The sequence below is a fragment of the Pseudomonadota bacterium genome, assembly GCA_041395565.1.
Classification (GTDB): Bacteria; Pseudomonadota; Gammaproteobacteria; order UBA9214; family UBA9214; genus UBA9214.
The window spans coordinates 75716-93657 of the sequence record JAWLAI010000006.1; the positions used below are offsets into that span (position 1 = coordinate 75716).

Annotated in this window: 17 protein-coding genes; 3 read left to right on the plus strand and 14 right to left on the minus strand. The window is 67.0% G+C overall.

The genetic code is table 11. From position 1 onward, the window contains the following. Positions 1–349: 349 nt before the first annotated feature. The 5 genes from R3F42_10080 to R3F42_10100 form a co-directional block, all read right to left on the minus strand. Positions 350–1561, minus strand: coding sequence for an ABC transporter permease (locus R3F42_10080; GenBank protein ID MEZ5542382.1), 1212 nt, complete (start codon positions 1559–1561; stop codon positions 350–352). Between the two features lie 127 nt (positions 1562–1688). Then, the gene (locus tag R3F42_10085) at positions 1689–2474 is read right to left on the minus strand and encodes an ABC transporter ATP-binding protein (GenBank protein ID MEZ5542383.1); all 786 of its coding nucleotides are present in this window, start codon (positions 2472–2474) and stop codon (positions 1689–1691) included. Then, positions 2474–4435, minus strand: coding sequence for a vWA domain-containing protein (locus R3F42_10090; protein MEZ5542384.1), 1962 nt, complete (start codon positions 4433–4435; stop codon positions 2474–2476). Before R3F42_10090 ends, R3F42_10085 begins: the two co-directional genes overlap by 1 nt. Positions 4436–4455: 20 nt before the next feature. Further along, entirely contained in the window at positions 4456–5145 is a 690-nt protein-coding gene (locus R3F42_10095) for a hypothetical protein (GenBank protein MEZ5542385.1), read from the minus strand. 187 nt (positions 5146–5332) lie between these two features. Then, positions 5333–5842, minus strand: a complete 510-nt coding sequence (locus tag R3F42_10100) for a ClpX C4-type zinc finger protein (protein MEZ5542386.1) — start codon at positions 5840–5842, stop codon at positions 5333–5335. A 182-nt stretch (positions 5843–6024) separates the two neighbouring features. Here R3F42_10100 and R3F42_10105 point away from each other — a divergent pair, with 182 nt between their 5' ends. Beyond that, a complete protein-coding gene (locus R3F42_10105; protein MEZ5542387.1) occupies positions 6025–7356 on the plus strand; it encodes a chloride channel protein in 1332 nt (443 codons plus the stop codon). 99 nt (positions 7357–7455) lie between these two features. Here R3F42_10105 and R3F42_10110 read toward each other — a convergent pair whose 3' ends face one another. After that, entirely contained in the window at positions 7456–7584 is a 129-nt protein-coding gene (locus R3F42_10110) for a nitrogen fixation protein NifQ (protein MEZ5542388.1), read from the minus strand. Between the two features lie 69 nt (positions 7585–7653). Between R3F42_10110 and R3F42_10115 the strand changes: the two genes are divergently transcribed. Beyond that, positions 7654–7917, plus strand: coding sequence for an RnfH family protein (locus tag R3F42_10115; GenBank protein ID MEZ5542389.1), 264 nt, complete (start codon positions 7654–7656; stop codon positions 7915–7917). Positions 7918–8507: 590 nt separating this feature from the next. Then, a complete protein-coding gene (locus R3F42_10120) occupies positions 8508–13061 on the plus strand; it encodes a nucleotidyltransferase family protein (GenBank protein ID MEZ5542390.1) in 4554 nt (1517 codons plus the stop codon). A gap of 19 nt (positions 13062–13080) precedes the next feature. Here the strand turns inward: R3F42_10120 and R3F42_10125 are convergent, their stop codons facing one another. The 8 genes from R3F42_10125 to mobB form a co-directional block, all read right to left on the minus strand. Continuing rightward, a complete protein-coding gene (locus R3F42_10125) occupies positions 13081–13518 on the minus strand; it encodes a molybdenum cofactor biosynthesis protein MoaE (GenBank protein ID MEZ5542391.1) in 438 nt (145 codons plus the stop codon). A 1-nt stretch (position 13519) separates the two neighbouring features. Then, entirely contained in the window at positions 13520–13774 is a 255-nt protein-coding gene (gene moaD, locus R3F42_10130) for a molybdopterin converting factor subunit 1 (GenBank protein MEZ5542392.1), read from the minus strand. Continuing rightward, on the minus strand, positions 13771–14253 hold the full coding sequence (moaC, locus tag R3F42_10135; protein MEZ5542393.1) for a cyclic pyranopterin monophosphate synthase MoaC: 483 nt from the start codon (positions 14251–14253) through the stop codon (positions 13771–13773). Before moaC ends, moaD begins: the two co-directional genes overlap by 4 nt. Continuing rightward, positions 14250–15500 (minus strand): molybdopterin molybdotransferase MoeA, encoded by a 1251-nt coding sequence (locus R3F42_10140; GenBank protein MEZ5542394.1) that lies wholly within the window; start codon positions 15498–15500, stop codon positions 14250–14252. The genes moaC and R3F42_10140 overlap by 4 nt, the downstream gene beginning before the upstream one ends. Before the next feature lies 1 nt (position 15501). Beyond that, entirely contained in the window at positions 15502–16032 is a 531-nt protein-coding gene (moaB, locus tag R3F42_10145; GenBank protein ID MEZ5542395.1) for a molybdenum cofactor biosynthesis protein B, read from the minus strand. Positions 16033–16074: 42 nt separating this feature from the next. Continuing rightward, the gene (gene moaA, locus R3F42_10150) at positions 16075–17058 is read right to left on the minus strand and encodes a GTP 3',8-cyclase MoaA (GenBank protein MEZ5542396.1); all 984 of its coding nucleotides are present in this window, start codon (positions 17056–17058) and stop codon (positions 16075–16077) included. A gap of 2 nt (positions 17059–17060) precedes the next feature. Next, positions 17061–17183: a hypothetical protein gene (locus tag R3F42_10155; GenBank protein MEZ5542397.1), complete on the minus strand. Its 123-nt coding sequence runs from the start codon at positions 17181–17183 to the stop codon at positions 17061–17063. A 78-nt stretch (positions 17184–17261) separates the two neighbouring features. Then, a complete protein-coding gene (gene mobB / locus R3F42_10160; protein ID MEZ5542398.1) occupies positions 17262–17837 on the minus strand; it encodes a molybdopterin-guanine dinucleotide biosynthesis protein B in 576 nt (191 codons plus the stop codon). Between the last annotated feature and the right edge of the window lie 105 nt (positions 17838–17942).

Consider the following 17942-nt stretch of genomic DNA (forward strand, 5'->3'; position numbering starts at 1 on the left):
GGCCGGCCTGCCACGCCGGCTACCAGAGCGGACCTGATCGGTTTCCTCGGCCAGTGTGCAGTAAAATCCCGGCACACTGGCCGACGGCACGACGGACCGCAACAAAGTTTTAGGCACGCCAGGAACACGAATCCGCAGGTCCCGGGGTATGGCAAAACCATCCAGCCGCACAGGCCGGCAGCACCGGATCTTGCAGAATCTCTCGGCAGTCGCAGTAATGACACCGGCCGTTGCATGACGACGTGCAGGCGCGATTCGCTCGTGCTTGCCGGAGGTGCGGCGCAGCGGCTGCAGGATACACCGCAGAGTAACCCGACGTAGCGGTCATGACTGACCCGCTGCCGCAACTCTATATCTCGCGCAGACCCTCGGAGGGTTCGATACGCGCCGAGCGTGTACCCGCCAGCCCCGCCGCAATCACCGCGGCACCGCAGGTCAGCGCCAGGGCGATGATATAGTGGATGTCCAGCAGCCGGCAGACCTGCTGGCCCGCCTCCAGCTGGTCGGACATCATGCCGTTGATGACCACCGCGGTTGCATAGTAGATGGCCACGGCCAGCGCCCAGCCCAGGATGGCGGTAAAGAGCGACTGCACCATCGGGAACCAGATGATGTCGCGGGTGCGGAACCCCACCAGCCGCAGGATCGACAGCTGCTTGCGCTTGCGCTCGACATTCGCCCACAGACTCGCACCCAGCGACAGCGAGAATCCCACCATGCCGATCGCCGCGATGGCCCAGTAGATGGCGGTCAGGTTACGGTCCATGCGTTGCACCGTTTCGATTTCCGCCGCACGGGTATGCACCTCGACGCCGATGGCCGCGAAGGCATCGCGCAGGCCCGCCACGTCATGGATGGAACGCGCGTAGAGCCGGAAGCCGGGGTAGCTGCGCTGGGCGTCTGCCGGCTGGCCGCCCCAGTCGAGTTCGGGCACCGCCCGCCCGTCGCGGAAATCCTCCAGCGCCTCCAGCAGCTTGACCGAGACGAAGGCACCGTCGCGCTCGAACACCCCGTCCGGGGCAATGGCCGCGACCTTCAGCTGCAGGTGCACGCGCTCGAGCTCGCCCTGGAAACGCCGCGCCAGACTGCCATCCAGCACGTCGCCCGCGCGGACGGCCAGCTTCTCGGCGCTGCCGCGCGTGAGCACCACCTGCTCGTAGCCCTCCGGCAACGGCGCGCCCGGCGCCAGCAGCGGATCACCCTGACCTGACGCGATCAGTTCCACCGGCAGGATGCGGGAGACCCGCGGGCCGGTGAGTTCGATGGTCGCCGCGATGCTGCGGGTACGCGGCACCAGGAACACGACCTCGGGCTTGCGGCGAACATCGTCCAGCCATGCCTGCTCGAAACGCCCGCTGCCCACGGGACGGATTTCGCGGTTGATCGGGTCTTCGATCAGGCGCTCGGTCATCGCGCCGACGATCCCGAACTTGAGTCCGAACAACACCAGCATGGGGCCGAGCACCGCCGCCAGTCCGAGCACGAAGCACACCGACATCTGCCACTCGTGCAGATAGTCCCGGCTTGCCAGCCGCAGGATCCTGAACTTGTTCCTGATCATGATTCGGCGCGGCTATCCGGCCGGGACGCGGCCTTGCCTGCACATGGGTTTGCATCTCGCGTATTCATCTCTGCCGCACCTGTCCCTGCCCTTGCATCGCTGCCCGCTGGTCCGCACGCCTCGCGGTCTAGCCGCTGACCACCGTCTCGGTCGTCTTGCCATCCTTCGAACGGGTGGTGCGGTGGGACAGACGCCGCAATCCGAGCTGCTTGACGTTGCGCCAGGCATGGCTGGCGAGGATGACCGTCGAATTGAACTCCTGCGCCACCGAGAGAAACAGCGTCATGACCTTCTCCGCGGCGAACGGATCCAGTGAGGCGGTCGGCTCGTCGGCGATCACGATCGCGGGGCGGTGCGCGAGCGCACGGCCGATGGCCACGCGCTGGCGCTCGCCTGTGGACAGGTCGGATGGCAGCTTGCGCAGATGGCCGGCGATGCCCAGCATCTCGGCGAGGTGTTCCACCGTGCCGTCACGCTTCATGCCGAGCACGTTGCGGCTGAGTCCGATATTGTCGCGGACCGTCAGGAACGGCAGCAGACCGCCGGTCTGCATCACGTAGCCGATATGGCGCTTGCGCAGGTCACCCAGCAGGTTCTGCCTGCCGTGCTGCCAGCACTCGACGACATCGATGGGATTCCCGGCTTCCTGCGGGCGGAACCGGAAGGCACCCGCCTCGGACGGCTGCAGCACGAAGGCCAGCATGTCCAGCAGGGTCGACTTGCCGCTGCCCGATTCGCCGATCAGGGCGATCTGCTCGCCCTGGTTGATCCGTAGGCTGGGTACCCGGAGGCGGAAGCCCACGCCCCGGGACGCGCGCTCCTTCACCACGTCGTGCAAGAGATAGATGGTGGTGTGCTGGGGTTCAGTTACCGGCTCTCGCACCTTCTTTAACCCCGTCAGCGGCCACGGCATCAGGGCAGCTGTTCCAGTTTGATCGGGTAGACCGAATCGCCGTTGACCGGCCCGCCGTCCAGACTGATCCAGAGATCGGTGTGGTCGTGCAGGGCGCGGTAGTAGCTGACCTTGTCCTCCAGGCGATTGAGGAAGGCGATCTGATCCTGTGTCGACCAGCTCTGCCAGTCGTCCAGCGACATGCCCATCACCTCGCCGGTGTAGGGCAGGTCCTCGATGTATTCGCGCATGAATCCGAGATCCGCGAGACTGTCGCCCGTGCCCGCCGTCGTCGCCGTGGTCGAGCCCAGGCGCTCGGGATCGCGCGCGGCGGTCGCGGCGAGGCTCTGCAGCTCGCTGAGGAAGTTCTGCGGCGACAGCAGGCCCTCCTCCGCCGCCTCGAGCACCTGCATGAGCACATCGCTCAGGTCCGAGAGCTGGTCGCGGCTGAGCAGTACCCGCACGTCCAGGGCGCTGCGCTGCGGATCGCGGAAGTCGCGGTCGAGCAGCCAGGCATCGAACATGGTGGGCAGCTTGCCGTCGGTGCTCTTGCGCAGGTAGCGCATGCGCAGCGCATAGCCCAGCTTGGCCACCCGCGCCTGCAGTGCGGCGAGCTGCGCGTCGTCGCTGGCCGGCACCGGGGCAGGCGCCGGGCGGTGCGTGGCGGCCATCCGCACCTGTTCGGTGATCTGGCCGGCCAGCGCATCCAGCACCCGGCCGAATTCGTCGACATCGCCGGTGGGCACGCCGTAGTAGAGGCTGCCGACACCCGGGAAGTCCGCCAGCTGCCGGTACTGCGCAGCATCCGCCGCGTGATCCGCCATGGTGGCGTCGGTCAGCAGGTGCAGCACGAAGATGGCGATCCCCTGTTCCTGCGCCAGTTGCCGCAGGCGTTCGGCATCCAGCCCGGTGCTGGAGAGCGGGTCATCGGCATCGCGTGCGCCGGCGTCGGTCACCAGCACGATGTAGCGGGCATCGTGCCCCGCCCAGTCGATCCCCTCGATCGCCTGTTTCACGCCGGCATAGGCATCCTCGGTGAAATCGCGGCTCGACACCCTGGCATCGCGCAGCGTTTTCAGGCGCGAGAGAAAACCCTTGGCATCGCGCCCCTCGTCGAGATCGACATAGGTCCGCACCAGGTAGTCCAGCCCGGGTGCCGCGGCGAGGTTGTCGCGGTAGGCCACCAGGCCGAAATTCATCTGTCCGAGCAGGTCGGCCGAGCGCAGGGTGTCGAATATGGTGCTGACCGCCGCGCGGGTGCGCTCGAGGTAGGGCTGCATCGACAGGGTGGAGTCGATGACGAACACCAGGCCCGCCGTGTAGCCCCGCTTCGCCTTGCCGTTGCCGGCGCCGCTGCCGGCGTCGGCGCTGGCCAACGGCACGCTGGAGACCTCCAGCATGCGCGCCTTCACCCCGCCGAGATAGACGTCCTCATAACGGTGAATGGGCACGAGGTAGAAATCCTTGCGGATATCGATGTGCCCGGCCGGCTGGATGGCGACCACGGGGGAATCGTCGGCGATCGCGCCCCGCACCGCGTCGTCGTACAGCCGCTGGTAGGCGGCGAGGTCGTTCTGCTCCGCGAGCCGGCGCAGGGAATCGCTGTCCCGGAACAGCAGCACCCGGTCGTGTCCCGCCGGGTCCTCGAACGCGGCGGTGAGGCCGTGGTTCCACTCGATGGTCTCGGCAGCGGGCAACCAGCCCGCGCGATCGCCGAAGCGGTTCGTACCGACCTCGAGCCATTCCCGCTCGCCCTGCTGCGCGCGGGCATAGACGTAGAAGGCGGTGAACGGCACGACCGGCTTGTCCGCCGTGCCGCCCGGACTGCCCGCGAGCCGGGCGCCCGGCACTGCGAGCACGCGCTGGTACAGGCTGTGTTTACCCGCAATCAGCAGCGGCCGGTCGGCGCCCCCCTCGGCCGCGGCGGTCACCGCCTGGCAGGCCAGCATGGCCATCACGAGCACAAGCAATGCGTTCCTCATCGTCACCTTCTCCCGGCAGCTCAGCGCCACTGTAGCAGCAGGCGCGCCGCCTGCTCATCCCCGGCGGCGGCGGCCCGCTCCAGACGTCCATGCAGATCTTCCAGGCGCTGATCGGCTTCCGTGTTGCCGGCGGCAGCGGCCATGCTGTACCACTTGCGCGCCTGGCCGGGATCCGGCTCCGGCAGGTAACTGGTGGCTGCCGAGTGGAAGGCCGGATCGGCCGCCGTGCCGAGCAGCATGGCCGCCTGCGCGTGGCCATGACGGGCCGCGTAGCGATACAGCAGGTAGGCATCTTCCAGTTCACCCCCACCCTGCAGGCGTTCGGCCTCGGCGAAGACCACCGCCGGGTCGGGCTGTCCGCCGCTGGCGCGCAGCTTATAGAGGAAGGTACGTGCACCCTCGCCGCCCTCGGTGACGGTGGCGACCCCGCCCGGCGGCAACGGCAGGTCGAGCGCCACGGATTCACCCGTGTCAGACGACGACTCCATGGCGGTCGCAGATGCGGGTGATTCAGACAGGCCAGGTGACTGCTGCGACGTTTCCTTGACTCCCGGGAGCGATGGCAGGGACGTCGGTGCCTCCTTGTCGTCCACCGGCACCAGCCAGACGGCGATGATGGTGATGATAGCGACCAGTGCCATCAAACCCCAGGTGCCGGGCCCCGGCCCGTGCCGTCTGGTCTCGCCTGCACTCTCTTCTTCGTAGTCCATGCAGTTCCCGTGTCCCCTGTTCGATTTATGGGAACGGGATTATCCCGAAACTCCGGTCCGGTTTAAACCTCACCGATGCTTCGCCGGAAGCCCTTGCCATACGCAGCGCTTGCTGCTAAAGACGGGCGCGAACAGCAAACGTCATGACAGGCCGAACCCGCTATTGACAAACCGGAACTGAAAGGCGCTACGGTGAACACGCTACGGCCGGCGCCACACGACGGGCGGCAAGCTGTGGGATGCGAGCATGTCCATTCAGCTTTACCAAGGTACCCTCGACCAGTTTGAGCAAGGTCTGCTGTACACCCTTGCCCGATACATCACGCGTGGCATGGGCCAGCTCGCACGCGCGGGCCAGCGTGCCGGCGTCCGCCCGCAGACGCTTGTAAAGGTTGTATTCCGCGACCGCCAGGGTCTGCTTTGCCGCGTCCTGCCCGATCACATACGCGTCGAGCTGCCGCTTGATCTCGTGCGGCACGGGCAGGATCTTGAGCGGTTCGAGCACCGAGCGACGGCTGCCCCAGCTGTCTATCACCCGCGCCGCCAGCCGCACGCAGCTCTCGCAGAGGCGCTCGTCCATGCCCGCTATCAGCGGAGTTTCACCGGATCGCGGTTCCCGGCAGAACGAACACCGCACCGTTTCGTCCGAGACATGCGACCGCCTGTGGCGAGTTCCTGCCAGATCCGTTTCAGCCATGCCTTCTACCGTGTGAACCGCGCCGCAGCCTGCAGGATGCGCCTGGCGCCCGCAGGGCGGTGGCACCGCTATCCCGGCGCCTGCGCCCTGTCGCGAACCGGGGCTTGTCGATAGAATCGGGTTTTGCCAACAACTGCCACATGGGTGTAACTGCAGGGCAACGGTTGCCGGGCGCGCATTCAATGGACAAGTCACTGCTGCGAATTTCCCTGCTGGGCGCACTCACCGGCCTGATGGCCGGGGTTCTGGTCACCGTCTTCAGGTTCTGCATCGAGTGGAGCCAGCAGTGGCTGCTGCCCAGCGGACGGATCGGTGACTACGAGGCGCTGCCTGGCTGGCTGCGTTTCCTGTTTCCCGTTACCGGGGCGCTGGCGCTGGCCTTGATCTTCGAGCGCCTGCCGCCGGGCCGCCAGACCGTCGGGATCGTGCACATGCTGGATTACCTGCGCTTCCGCAAGCAGGCGCTGCCGGTTTCCAACGCGGTGGTGCAGTTCTGTTGCGGCCTGCTGGCGATCGTTTCCGGCAACTCGGTCGATCGTGAAGGGCCGGGCGTGCACCTCGGCGCGGCGACCTCCAGCCTGCTCGGAATGCGGATCAGGCTGAGCGAGGATGACAGCTATCTGCTGGCGGCTGCCGGGGGCGCCGCGGCCATTGCAGCCGCTTTCAACACCCCGCTGGCCGGGGTGATATTCGTCATCGAGGTGCTGCGGTTACGCTATGCCATAAACAATATCGTGCCGACCATCGTCGCCGCGGTCGTCGGCGCGATAATCAGCCACATCGTCTACGGTCCAAGCCCGGCATTCGATATGCCGCCGGTGTCGATCGGTTCGTTACTTGAATTACCGGTGATGACGGTGATGGGTGTATTGACCGGCCTGCTGGCCGCCGGCTTCATACTGGCCGTGGAGTACACGGCAAGAATGACCGTCAGCTGGCGCCCTTTTCAGGCCTTTGTTACAGCCGGAGTCCTGACCGGCCTGCTGGCACAATGGGCCCCGGAGATCATGGGCCTGAGCTATGACGCTCTGAGCCGGATCTTCAAGAACGAGCTGGGTATGCAGACATTGCTGATACTCGTGCTTGCCAAACTTGTCGCCACGGCGTGCTCCATCGGCATGCGTCTTCCCGGCGGCCTGATCGGGCCGTCTCTGGTCATGGGCGGGTGTGTCGGCGGGTTTACCGAGCTGGTGCTGTCCGAGCTTCATACCCAGCAAGCCGGGTCCACCGGCTTCTACTCCATCATCGGCATGGTGGCGATGATGGGCGCTGTCCTGCGTGCGCCGTTGGCCGCACTGGTCGCATTGATCGAGTTGACCGGCAATCTGAATATCATCCTTCCCGGGATGATTGCAGTGGTATCCGGCGAGATTGCCGCGCGCGCGCTGATAGGCGATGCCTCTGCCTTTACCGCGATGCTGAAGGTCTTGCATGCACGCGAGGCGACCCAGGCGCAGCCTGCCGAGCAACTGCCAGCGGGGGATGATGACACGTATGCTGCGTCGGCAAAATGAACCGGAATGCTGCCAATGGCTGCGCCAGCCAGGCGTATTGCAAGCACCCGCCCAGTCAGGTGCGACGTGCGCCGTACGGGATAAACCAGCAGGCGGCCATCACTCCTCGGGCCCAAAGTACGCGCCATAGTCGGTGCATACCTGGCAGGTGGGCGCGCGGCAAGTGTAGACACCCTCGGTCATGCTGAGCTGCTTGTACAGGAACTTCTTCCACTTCAAGTCGTGCACGTTTTTTTGCCACCAGCGCCGCTCGACCAGGCGGCGACCGCCTGATCGGCCTAACGGAGGTCAGCGACGATGAATATCGGTGTCGCCTATGCGGACAAGTTCAGGCAGGTGTGGGTGAAACTGGATGTTCCGGAAGGCAGTACGGTGCGGGAAGCCATCGAACGCTCGGGGCTGCTCGCGCAGTTCCCGGAAATCGACCTGGAAAGGCAGAAAATCGGCATCTTCGGCAAGCTCACCAAGCTCGATGCCGTGCTCGAGGAAGGCACCCGCGTGGAGATCTACCGGCCCATCACGGCGGACCCGGAAACCGTGGAACGCCGGGACAGGGAGTAACTGCCGGATGTATCCAGACCGGCCAGCGTGTGGCTGGAAGCGCCGGGCGCGCGAGCGGTAGCGCGGCCCGCTGCTTCAAATCGAACGCCATCCCCGGGCAGCCGCGCAGGATCGGCGCAGGAAGGATCTGCTTCATCCCTGTATCTGTAATTCAGTTTTACCGCCACGCCGGCGCATATTTCTGTAGGTATAACAACGCCTTGAATCTGACCCGCGCGGCATGGATGCCATGACCCGGAAAGTTATGGTAAATAATTAAACTGATTTGAACGATGGCGCTTCACTGATGTTTCCCCAGCCCCACGGCAGACCCGGTGCAACTTCACAACCGCAGGGCGTCAAAGGCGCAGCCGACGTGACGGTACCGACAGGCAGGAACGCAGGCGACGGAGAGCAGCAAGACGGCATGATCTAACCGTACCTTCCCGAAGGGATCGAGTGCGTACGATCCTGCAAGGAATACGCTGGTATACAGAAGCAGTATGAAGTCCGATAGCCCGCAAGCCCCCGGTATCAGTCCGACACCCGCCCCGGTCCGTCTCCAACCCCGCACGGTTCGCCCCGCGACAGCCAATCCCGGCACGCGGCAGGTGCCGGCACAGCGCACGGCGCTGCTGGTGGCCGGGATGCATCGTTCCGGCACGTCTGCAACGACCCGGGTGATCAGCCTGCTGGGTGCCGATCTGCCGTCCAATCTCATGCCCAGCATGGCCTGCGTCAACGAAACAGGATTCTGGGAGTCACTCGATTTCTACGATCTCAATGAGCGGATCCTCGCCACGCTGGACTCCGGCTGGGATGACTGGCGCCGACTCGATCCGCAGACATCCCTGCCCGGGCTGAAGGCGCAGGCCAGGGAAATCCTCGAGCGGAATTTCGCGGAATCCGAACTGTTCGTGTTCAAGGATCCGAGAGTCTGCCGGTTGCTGCCCTTCTGGCTCGAAAGCCTCAGGCAGTTCGGTGCCGAGACGAAATGCATCCTGCCGTTCAGAAACCCGGTCGAGGTCGCGTCCTCGCTCGAGCAGCGTGATGGCTTCAGTCCGACCAAGTCCTACATGCTCTGGCTGCGCCATGTGCTCGATGCGGAACTGGGCTCGCGTGGCATACCACGCGCCTTCCTGAGCTATGCCGAACTGCTCGATGACTGGCGCGGCACCGCTGGCCGTATCGCCGAGCAGCTCGGCTTGTCATGGCCGGGTCGTCATGCGGACGCCGAGGGCGGGATCGACCGCTTCCTGGAGCATCGGCTACGCCACCATGTGACGGACGCAGCCAGCCTGCTGCGCAACGCCGGGATCATGGCCTGGATCAAGGACACCTTCAGGCTGCTGCAGGACCTCGTGCGCGATCCGGACTCGGCGACGGTCCAGGCGGCACTGGACCGGATCCGTAACGAATTCGACCAGGTTGACACTGCGTTGGTCGAGGCCCTGCAGAGCAGGGACACGGCCCTGCAGGAGGCGCGGCAAGCGCTCGTGCAACGCACCGCCGCTGCGGACGCGGCAACGGCACGACTCCAGGCGCAGGACCAGCGCATGGGCGAGCTGGAAGAGACTGCCAGCACACAGTCGGCCAGGATACGGGCCCTGGAGGCGGCGGTCGAACGCATGGAGGCCCGCAACGCCGAACTGGTGCGCAGGCACGACGCTACGGCACTGGAAATAAAGGAATACACGACGCGGCTCAGCCGGCACGACCGGCGCATCGCTGAACTGAACCGCTCCCTGAGCGAGCTCCAGGCCGACACGGCGCGGCAGGCGCAGGTGGCGCTGCGCTACCGGGACAGGTACGCGGCCCTGGAACAACTGAGCAACGGACTCCTGCAGCGTCTCAATGCCCTGCAGACAGCGCGTGCCTGGCGTTGCGGCCCGCTCGTCGTGACGCGACAGCAGCACGCGCATTCCACCGCATGGCGCGCGCGCGGCATGCCGCCCCGTCTCTGTGCCGGCAGGAGCCTGCAGCCCGCCATGCGGCGCCGCTTGCAGCGGGAAGCCGACAGGGTGCTCGCTGCCGGGCTGTTCGACGAACGCTGGTACATCGAGAACAACCCCGCTGTCGTCCTCGCCGGAGACGACCCCCTCTGGCACTGGCTCGTGTCCGGATGGCGGGAAGGCAGGAGCCCCAATCCCGTCTTCGATACCGGCTGGTACCAGCGGAAGTATCCGGATGTCTCCGCAGCGGACCTCAATCCGCTGCTGCACTACCTGGATTACGGGGCGGCCGAGGGCCGCGATCCCGGCCCGCTGTTCGACAGCGACTGGTACCTGGCGCAAAACCCCGATGTCCGCGCTGCCGGGGTCAATCCGCTGGTGCATTATCTGAACTTCGGCAAAACCGAGGGACGCGATCCCGGCCCGCTGTTCGACGCGGCCTGGTACCGGGAGCAGTACCCGCAGGTCGCCAGCTCGGGCGCAGACCCGCTGCAACACTACCTGCAGTGCGGCGCTGCCGAGGGCTGCAACCCCAACCCCCTGTTCGACAGTGCCTGGTACCTGCAACGGTATCCGGATGTGGCCATGGCGGGACTCAACCCGCTGGCGCACTACCTGAGCAGCGGGGCAGCCGAGGGCCGGGACCCGGGCCCGCGCTTCGCTACCACCTGGTATCAGTCGCGCTACGACGATGTCGGTCCGTCCGGACTGAACCCGCTGCATCACTACCTGCAGTACGGCTGCAGGGAAGGACGCATGCCACAGCCGCCGGCGTTCGACCCCGCCAGGGCCTGGCCGTCCGGCGCCATGGGTCTCCTGCTCATGGCCGCCTATCACAGTGACCCGGCCTGCGCCGCCCGGAGCTGGCAACGCTGGCGCGACGAACACCCGGACCTGGCCAGCATCGACTGGCAGTCGGCCCGGGTCATCGCGCAGGCGTCAGCCGCGCTGTCCAGGCACGAGACGGCAGCGGTCGATATCACGTCATGCAGCGGCATCAGTCAGTTTGACTGGACGCGCTTCGACCATCATGTCGACAATGCCGGCCCCTTGCTGCTGGCCCTGGAACAGGCGGGCATCCGGGTCATGCTGAGCAAGGGGGCTGCGATCCACCTGTCCGGCGTCGCGCCTGGCAGCGTCCGCCGGATGACGGATATCGATATCCTCATCGATCCGGAACAGATCGACCCGTTCATGGATGTAGCGGAAGCCTGCGGATGGAACAGCAAATGGCCGCTCGCGCGCAGCGAACTCAGGGCGTGCCTGCGCTCGTCCCGCCACTCGGTGCCGCTGAGCAACGGGGAGCGGCTGGAGGTCGACCTGCACACCTCCGCACTCCTGCTCAACCGCTGCCCCGATCACGACGCACCGATGTGGCAACGCGGCACGGAGGCCCGCTTTGGCGCCGCGTCCGTATTCCTGCCAAGCGTGACCGACATGCTGGTGCTGACACTCGGGCACGGCCTGCTCTACACGCCCCGCCCCATGGGCATCTGGGTCGGCGACGCCATCGCACTGATCGAGAGCGGCGCCGTGGACTGGGACGTCTTCCTGGATGAAATCGAACGCCGCGACATCGCGGTGTTCGCCTACACCGGCCTCGAATACCTCCGCGCCGCCCTGGCGCGGCCGGTACCGGCCTACGTGCTGGATCGTCTCGCCGGCCTGCTGCGCGAACCGTTCATCGGCGAGTTCCTCGGCCATGTCATCGCACCGCATCCGACGTCGCGGACGATCCGCCAGGACTGGGGGGCGGCGGCCTGCGCCCGCGCCGGCAAGTGGCGGTCACGGACGGATCCAGCGCGACAGGCGCAGGCTGCGGCGCCCCCCGGTCAGGCGGCGTGCCGGGAATGGCAGGACGCGGCGCGCCGCGCCAACGGCCGTTTTACGATCACGATCCCGGAGGATCTGCAGCAGGCGGGTGGGCAGGCGACCCTCGAGATCGGCCTGCCCACCGGGCTGATACCGCCGGAACAACCGGTCAGCGTCGCACTCACCTGCTTCGATTATCACGTATGCGAACTCGACCATTGGGAAGCGTCGGCCGACTTGCCGGCGCACGGCGCCGCGTTGCCCGACGGGCAGATCTGCCTGCGCGTCGACACGGCGCTGCTAGCGGCGTATTCGCTGCGCGAACTCGGCATTGAATGGCTCGTGCCGGGTTCCCTGGATGCGGCACCCGCCGGTGCCGCCACCGTCGCATACCGCTGGCGTGCCGCCAGCGATCGTCCGGCGTGCGCTGGGCAGGCGCGGACCTTGTCATCCGCGCCGCGCGCCGCGCGCACGACCGAACCCGGCAGGACCGGCTTCGACCTGGTCATGACCCTGCTGGTTCGGGACGAGGAAGATATCATCGCCGCCAATATCGACTATCACCGCGCGCAGGGGGTCGATTTTTTCATCGTGATGGACAACCTGTCCACGGATGCCACGCCGGCAATCCTGAAAGCCTATGAACGCGAGGGCATCCTCCATTACATCCCGCAAACGCGCGACGACTACAGCCAGGGCAAATGGGTCACCACCATGGCGCGACTGGCGTATCTTCGCTACGGCGCAAAATGGGTGATCAACAGCGATGCCGACGAATTCTGGTGGCCGTTGACGGCGACTTCCCTGGGCGAGCTGTTCCGGGGCCTGCCGGAGCACTGCAATATCGTGGAGGCCAGGCGCCACAATTTCGTAACGGTCGCGGGATCGGCGCGGGAATTCTATGACAGGATGATCTACCGCGAACGGGATTCGCTGAATCCGCTCGGGCAGCCGCTGCTTCCCAAGCACTGCCACAGAGGCCTGGAAGACATCGTCGTGGCCCAGGGAAACCACGCGGTCAGCGGTTTCGCGGCACCGCATGTCGCGCACCGGGAAATCGAGATCCTGCATTTCCCGTTCCGGAGCCTGCCGCAATTTCAAAACAAGATCGTCAAAGGCGGTGCAGCCTATCGGCGCAACACGGAGCTGCCGCCGGAAATCGGCAGCACCTGGCGCAATCTGCACGCAATGCTCAGCAACGATGGCCGCCTTCCGGACCAGGTGACAGCGCAGGTAAAGCATGCCGGCGAGATCGAGACGGGCCTGCGCCAGGGAGGCATCGTCGAGGACAGGCGCTTGAGCGAATACATGGCAGGCATCAGGTCGGCGCTGTCCCCGTCCTCACCCGGCAGCGGGAACGACGCCGCCACGCCTCGCCCGCGTCGCACCCCCGGCGGGTGAACCGGGCCAGCGCCGGGCGTCAATCCTCCCGCGGCTGCGCTGCCGTCACCCAGCGCGCGCCGGCCGGCGTAGCCTCCTGCTTCCAGAACGGTGCCCGCTGCTTGAGTTCATCGATCAGATAGGCGCAGGCCTGGAACGCGGCCTGGCGATGCGCACTGGCCACGGCAACGAACACGATGCGCTCGTTCGGCTTGAGCGGCCCGACACGGTGGATGATCACGCTCCCGACCAGTGACCACTGCGCGGTGGCGTACGCGGCCAGTTCTGCGAGCACCTTTTCCGTCATGCCGGGATAGTGTTCCAGGCGCAGTTCCGACACCCGCGCACCGTCGTTGAGATCGCGCACCAGGCCGGTAAAGCTGACCAGCGCACCGGCCCGCCCGCCACAGTCACGCCGCAGCCGTTCCAGCTCCGCGCCCGGGTCGAAGTCCACGGTCTGCACGCGCACCGCGTCCATCTCAGCCTCCCGTCACCGGCGGAAACCAGGCGATCTCGTCGCCGTCCTGCACGATCGTGTCGCGCGCAACCAGCGCATGGTTGCGCGCGGTCAGCAGCTTCGGCACGGCCAGCGCGTCGCTCCAGCGCGGCCCGCGCGCGCGCAGCCACTCGGTCAGTTGCGCTATCGTCGCAACCCCTGCCGGCAGCTCGATCCGTTCATCGGCAAGGCCGAGTTCCTCGCGCAGGCTGGCGAAGTAGCGCAGCTGCAGCATCAGGCAATCTCCGCATCCCACGCGCCGCTGCGCCCGCCGGACTTGTGCAGCAGCCGCACCTCCCCGATCACCATGCCGCGATCCACCGCCTTGCACATGTCGTACACGGTCAGCGCGGCGACGGCCGCGGCGGTCAGCGCCTCCATCTCGACCCCGGTCTCCGCGCTGACACGGCACTCGCTGTCGATGCGGACGCGGTTGCGCTCCGGCTCCAGCACCAGCTCGACCTCGATGCCGGTCAGCGGCAGCGGATGGCACAGCGGGATCAGCTCCGCGCAGCGCTTCGCAGCCTGGATGCCCGCGATGCGTGCCACGGTGAGCACGTCGCCCTTGGCATGAGCGCCGGCCGCGATCAATGCCAGCGTGTCCGGCTGCATGGTGACGCAGGCCCGGGCGCGGGCCACGCGCCGGCTGGCGGGTTTGTCGCTGACATCGACCATCCGTGCCCGGCCCTCCGCGTCGAGATGGGTCAGCCGGCTCATTGCTGCCACTGTGCAAACGGCAGGTAGCGCACGCTGTCACCGGGCTGCACGGTGGCGTTTTCGGCGATCTCCACCAGACCATCGGCCCAGGCCACCGAACTGAGGACGTCGGAGCCCTGGCGCGGGTAGGCCTGCGCCACCGGACCCTCGGCCGAGGCGCGCACCTGCACGCGCACGTATTCGCGCCGCCCTTTCGCGCGGCAGGAGAAATCCGCCCGCACCGGATAGCTCACCGGCACGGTATCGCTGCGCCCCTGCAGCCGGCGGATGACCGGCAGCGCGAACAGCAGGAAGGTCACGAACACGGAAACCGGGTTGCCGGGCAGACCGATGAAGGCCGACTTGTGTACGCGGCCGAAGGCAAGCGGCTTGCCGGGCTTCATGCGGATGCGCCAGAGCGTCATTTCGCCGAGCGCCTGCAGCGCGGCCTTGACGTGATCCTCCTCGCCGACCGACACGCCCCCGCTGGAAATGATCAGGTCGGCGCGCGCCGCGGCGCGCGTGAGCGCCGTGCGCGTCGCGGCGGGTGCGTCCGGTACGGTGCCAAGATCGATCACCTTGCAGCCCTGCGTGATCAGCAGCTCGTGCAGGAGATAGCGGTTGCTGTTGTAGATCCGGCCGGGCGCGAGCTTGTGGCCGGGCTCCACCAGCTCGTCGCCGGTGGAAAACACCGCCACGCGCAGCTTGCGGTAGATGCGCAGGCGGTCGACACCGACGGCGGCAACCAGGCCTATGTGCGCGGCACGCAGCACGCAACCGGGCTCCAGCAGGGTGTCGCCGGTCGCGATATCGTTGCCGCGCGGGCGGATGTTGGCTCCGGCCGACACCGCTGCGTCTGCGTCGAGCACCATGCGCGCGTCCTGTTCACGACAAACCTCCTGCATCACCACCGTGTCGGCGCCTGCCGGCACGGGGGCGCCGGTGAAGATGCGCGCGCACGTGCCGGCGATGAGCGGCACGCCCGGCATGCCCGCAGTGATGCGCTGGCTGACCGGCAGACCGCCGGCACGCGCCGTGGCGAGGTCCGCGCTGTTCAGCGCGTAGCCGTCCATGGCGCTGTTGTCGAAGCCCGGCACGTCCAGCGGCGCCGTCAGCGCCTCGGCCAGGATGCGCCCGCCCGCATCGGCCAGCATCGCCTTGCGCGTGCGGACGACCGTGCCGGTCTGTGCGAGCATGCGCTCGATGGCCTCCTCGACCCCGAGCAGCGGGACGGCTGGTGCGAAACAGGGATCGGCGGATGTGTTCATATCAACGCTCGCGCAGACGCGGCAGCAGCTCGGTCAGGTTGCAGGGACGGTTGCGTGCATCGAGTTGCGGCCCGATCAGCCGCGACCAGCCGGTCCTGCAGGCATTGGTCGAGCCTGGCAGACAGAAGATGAAGGTGGCATTGGCGATGCCGGCTACCGCGCGCGAGGCGATGGTCGAGGTGCCGACCTCGTCGTAGGACAGCCAGCGGAACAGCTCCCCGAAACCCTCGATGGTGCGGTCGAACAGCGCGCTGGCCGCCTCGGGCGTACCGTCGCGGCCGGTCAGTCCGGTGCCGCCCGTGGTGATGATCGCCTGCACGTCTGCATCCGCGATCCAGCGCGACAGCTCGCGGCGTATCAGGTAGATGTCGTCCGGCACGATCTGCCTTTCCGCCAGCGCATGTCCGGCAGCGGTGAGACTCTCGATCAGCGCCTGCCCGGAGGTGTCGTTCTGCTCGGTGCGCGTGTCGGAGACCGTCAGTACGGCGATACGCAGCGGCCTGAACAGGGCCCCGTTCTCGTGTGTTTTCATATGTTCGCTTGCCTGTTGCGGAATATCGGCGCCCGGGATCACTCACCCGCCCGTCTGGGCCATGAAGCGTACCACCTGTTGCGGCCGCTCGCTGAATTCATGGCGCTCGGGCTTGAGTGCGATGGCGCTGTGGACCGCCGCGCGCAACCCGGCGTCGCTGACACCGCCCCGCAGCAGGCCGCGGAAATCGAAGCTGTGTTCCTGCCCCAGGCACAGGTGCAGGCGGCCGTCCACGGCCAGCCGCACCCGGTTGCAGCTGGCGCAGAAATGCTGCGACAGCGGCGTGATGAAACCGATGCGCAGGTCGGTACCGGCGACCTGCACGTAACGCGCCGGGCCGCCGCCCGGCATGACGCCCGGCAGCAGCGTGTATTCCCGCTCGAGGCGGGCGCGCACCTGCTGCAGGCTGAGGTAATGATCCGTGGCGGCCTGGCCGGTGGTGCCGACCGGCATGGTCTCGATGAAGCGCAGGGTGAAACCGTGCGCGATGCAGAAGCGCACCATGGCGACGGTCTCGTCGTCATTGACGCCGCGCATGACCACCATGTTGATCTTGATCGGGTCGAATCCGGCGGCCTGCGCCGCCGCCAGGCCGTCCAGCACCTTGTCGAGCCGGCCGCGCGTGATGTCCCGGAAACGCGCCGGTTGCAGCGTGTCGAGACTGACGTTGATGCGCGTGATGCCGGCCGTGCGCAGCGCGACGGCCTGGCGCGCCAGTGCCACGGCATTGGTTCTGAGCGAAAGGTCCGCGATGCCCGGCAGCCGGGCCAGGCGCGCCACCAGCCGCGGCAGCTCCCGGCGGACCAGCGGCTCGCCGCCGGTGATGCGCACGCGTCGCACACCCAGCGCAGCGAACGCGCCGACCACGCGCTCGATCTCGCCGAAATCGAGCCAGTCCGCCGGTTCGCTCACGCCGCGGTAGCCGTCCGGGAGGCAGTAGCGGCAGCGCAGGTCGCAGCGGTCCGTGACCGACAGCCGCAGGTAGTCGATACGGCGTCCGTAGGGATCGGTCAGTACGGGGGCCATGGTTACAGGTCGCGCAACCGCTGGAACGGCTGGCGCAGGCTGCGATGCTCCGACACGGTCGGGTGCCGCTCGCGGCAATCGCGCAGACGACCCGCGTCAGCGCCTGCGGGGATGACCGGGTTCATGTGATGTCCTCCTCAGAGCCCCATTCAAACTAGCAAATCGAGTGCGCCCCCACCCTCCCCCGTTCGGGCAGGCCGGCATCAATCCCCTGAGAACCTTGGGGATGAGCGGCCGGCGGTACTCGCAGCCCCGCGCGGTTCGGCAGCGTCCAACCAGCCGACGATGAAGTCCGCGACCCCGGCCGGATGGTTGATGTCCAGCACGGGCAGAGCGCCGCATTCAGGCGCCGCGTCGCTGGCCACGGCGATGATGCTGCGGTCCTCGCGGCACAGCAGCGGGTGACCCAGTGCCGGGCGGTGCAGCTCGATCTTGGGAAACGGCAGATGCCGGAAGCCCTCGACCAGCACCAGATCGAGCGTATCCTGGTCGAGCGCCGCGACCAGTTCAGCCAGGGCCGGTTCGCGCGGCGGGCTGCATTCCGAGATCAGTGCGCGCCGCCGGTCGGAGGCGACCAGCACCTGGCGTGCGCCGGCCCGGCGCAGCTCGTAGCTGTCCTTGCCGGGAATATCGATGTCGAAGTCGTGGTGCGCATGCTTGATCATGGCGATGCGCAGGCCGCGCCGTGCGAGCAGCGGAATCAGCCGGATCAGCAGGGTGGTCTTGCCGGTCCCGCTGCAGGCTGCGAAGCCGAGGACCGGGACAGGACTGCCAAGCATGCGATCTGACGGGTCTGTATTCATTGATATCGGATTCAGCCGGAAAGGGGGGACAGACCACGTTTTCGCCCGGGTGTGTGCTTCAGGTGGCATCCAATGACGCAA

Excerpts from the sequence above, each read along its gene's own strand:
- R3F42_10080 (MEZ5542382.1), bottom strand. The coding sequence starts at position 1,561 with ATGATCAGGAACAAGTTCAGGATCCTGCGGCTGGCAAGCCGGGACTAT.
- R3F42_10085 (MEZ5542383.1), bottom strand. The coding sequence starts at position 2,474 with ATGCCGTGGCCGCTGACGGGGTTAAAGAAGGTGCGAGAGCCGGTAACT.
- R3F42_10090 (MEZ5542384.1), bottom strand. The coding sequence starts at position 4,435 with ATGAGGAACGCATTGCTTGTGCTCGTGATGGCCATGCTGGCCTGCCAG.
- R3F42_10095 (MEZ5542385.1), bottom strand. The coding sequence starts at position 5,145 with ATGGACTACGAAGAAGAGAGTGCAGGCGAGACCAGACGGCACGGGCCG.
- R3F42_10100 (MEZ5542386.1), bottom strand. The coding sequence starts at position 5,842 with ATGGCTGAAACGGATCTGGCAGGAACTCGCCACAGGCGGTCGCATGTC.
- R3F42_10105 (MEZ5542387.1), top strand. The coding sequence starts at position 6,025 with ATGGACAAGTCACTGCTGCGAATTTCCCTGCTGGGCGCACTCACCGGC.
- R3F42_10115 (MEZ5542389.1), top strand. The coding sequence starts at position 7,654 with ATGAATATCGGTGTCGCCTATGCGGACAAGTTCAGGCAGGTGTGGGTG.
- R3F42_10125 (MEZ5542391.1), bottom strand. The coding sequence starts at position 13,518 with ATGGACGCGGTGCGCGTGCAGACCGTGGACTTCGACCCGGGCGCGGAG.
- moaC (MEZ5542393.1), bottom strand. The coding sequence starts at position 14,253 with ATGAGCCGGCTGACCCATCTCGACGCGGAGGGCCGGGCACGGATGGTC.
- R3F42_10140 (MEZ5542394.1), bottom strand. The coding sequence starts at position 15,500 with ATGAACACATCCGCCGATCCCTGTTTCGCACCAGCCGTCCCGCTGCTC.
- moaB (MEZ5542395.1), bottom strand. The coding sequence starts at position 16,032 with ATGAAAACACACGAGAACGGGGCCCTGTTCAGGCCGCTGCGTATCGCC.
- moaA (MEZ5542396.1), bottom strand. The coding sequence starts at position 17,058 with ATGGCCCCCGTACTGACCGATCCCTACGGACGCCGTATCGACTACCTG.
- R3F42_10155 (MEZ5542397.1), bottom strand. The coding sequence starts at position 17,183 with ATGAACCCGGTCATCCCCGCAGGCGCTGACGCGGGTCGTCTGCGCGAT.
- mobB (MEZ5542398.1), bottom strand. The coding sequence starts at position 17,837 with ATGCTTGGCAGTCCTGTCCCGGTCCTCGGCTTCGCAGCCTGCAGCGGG.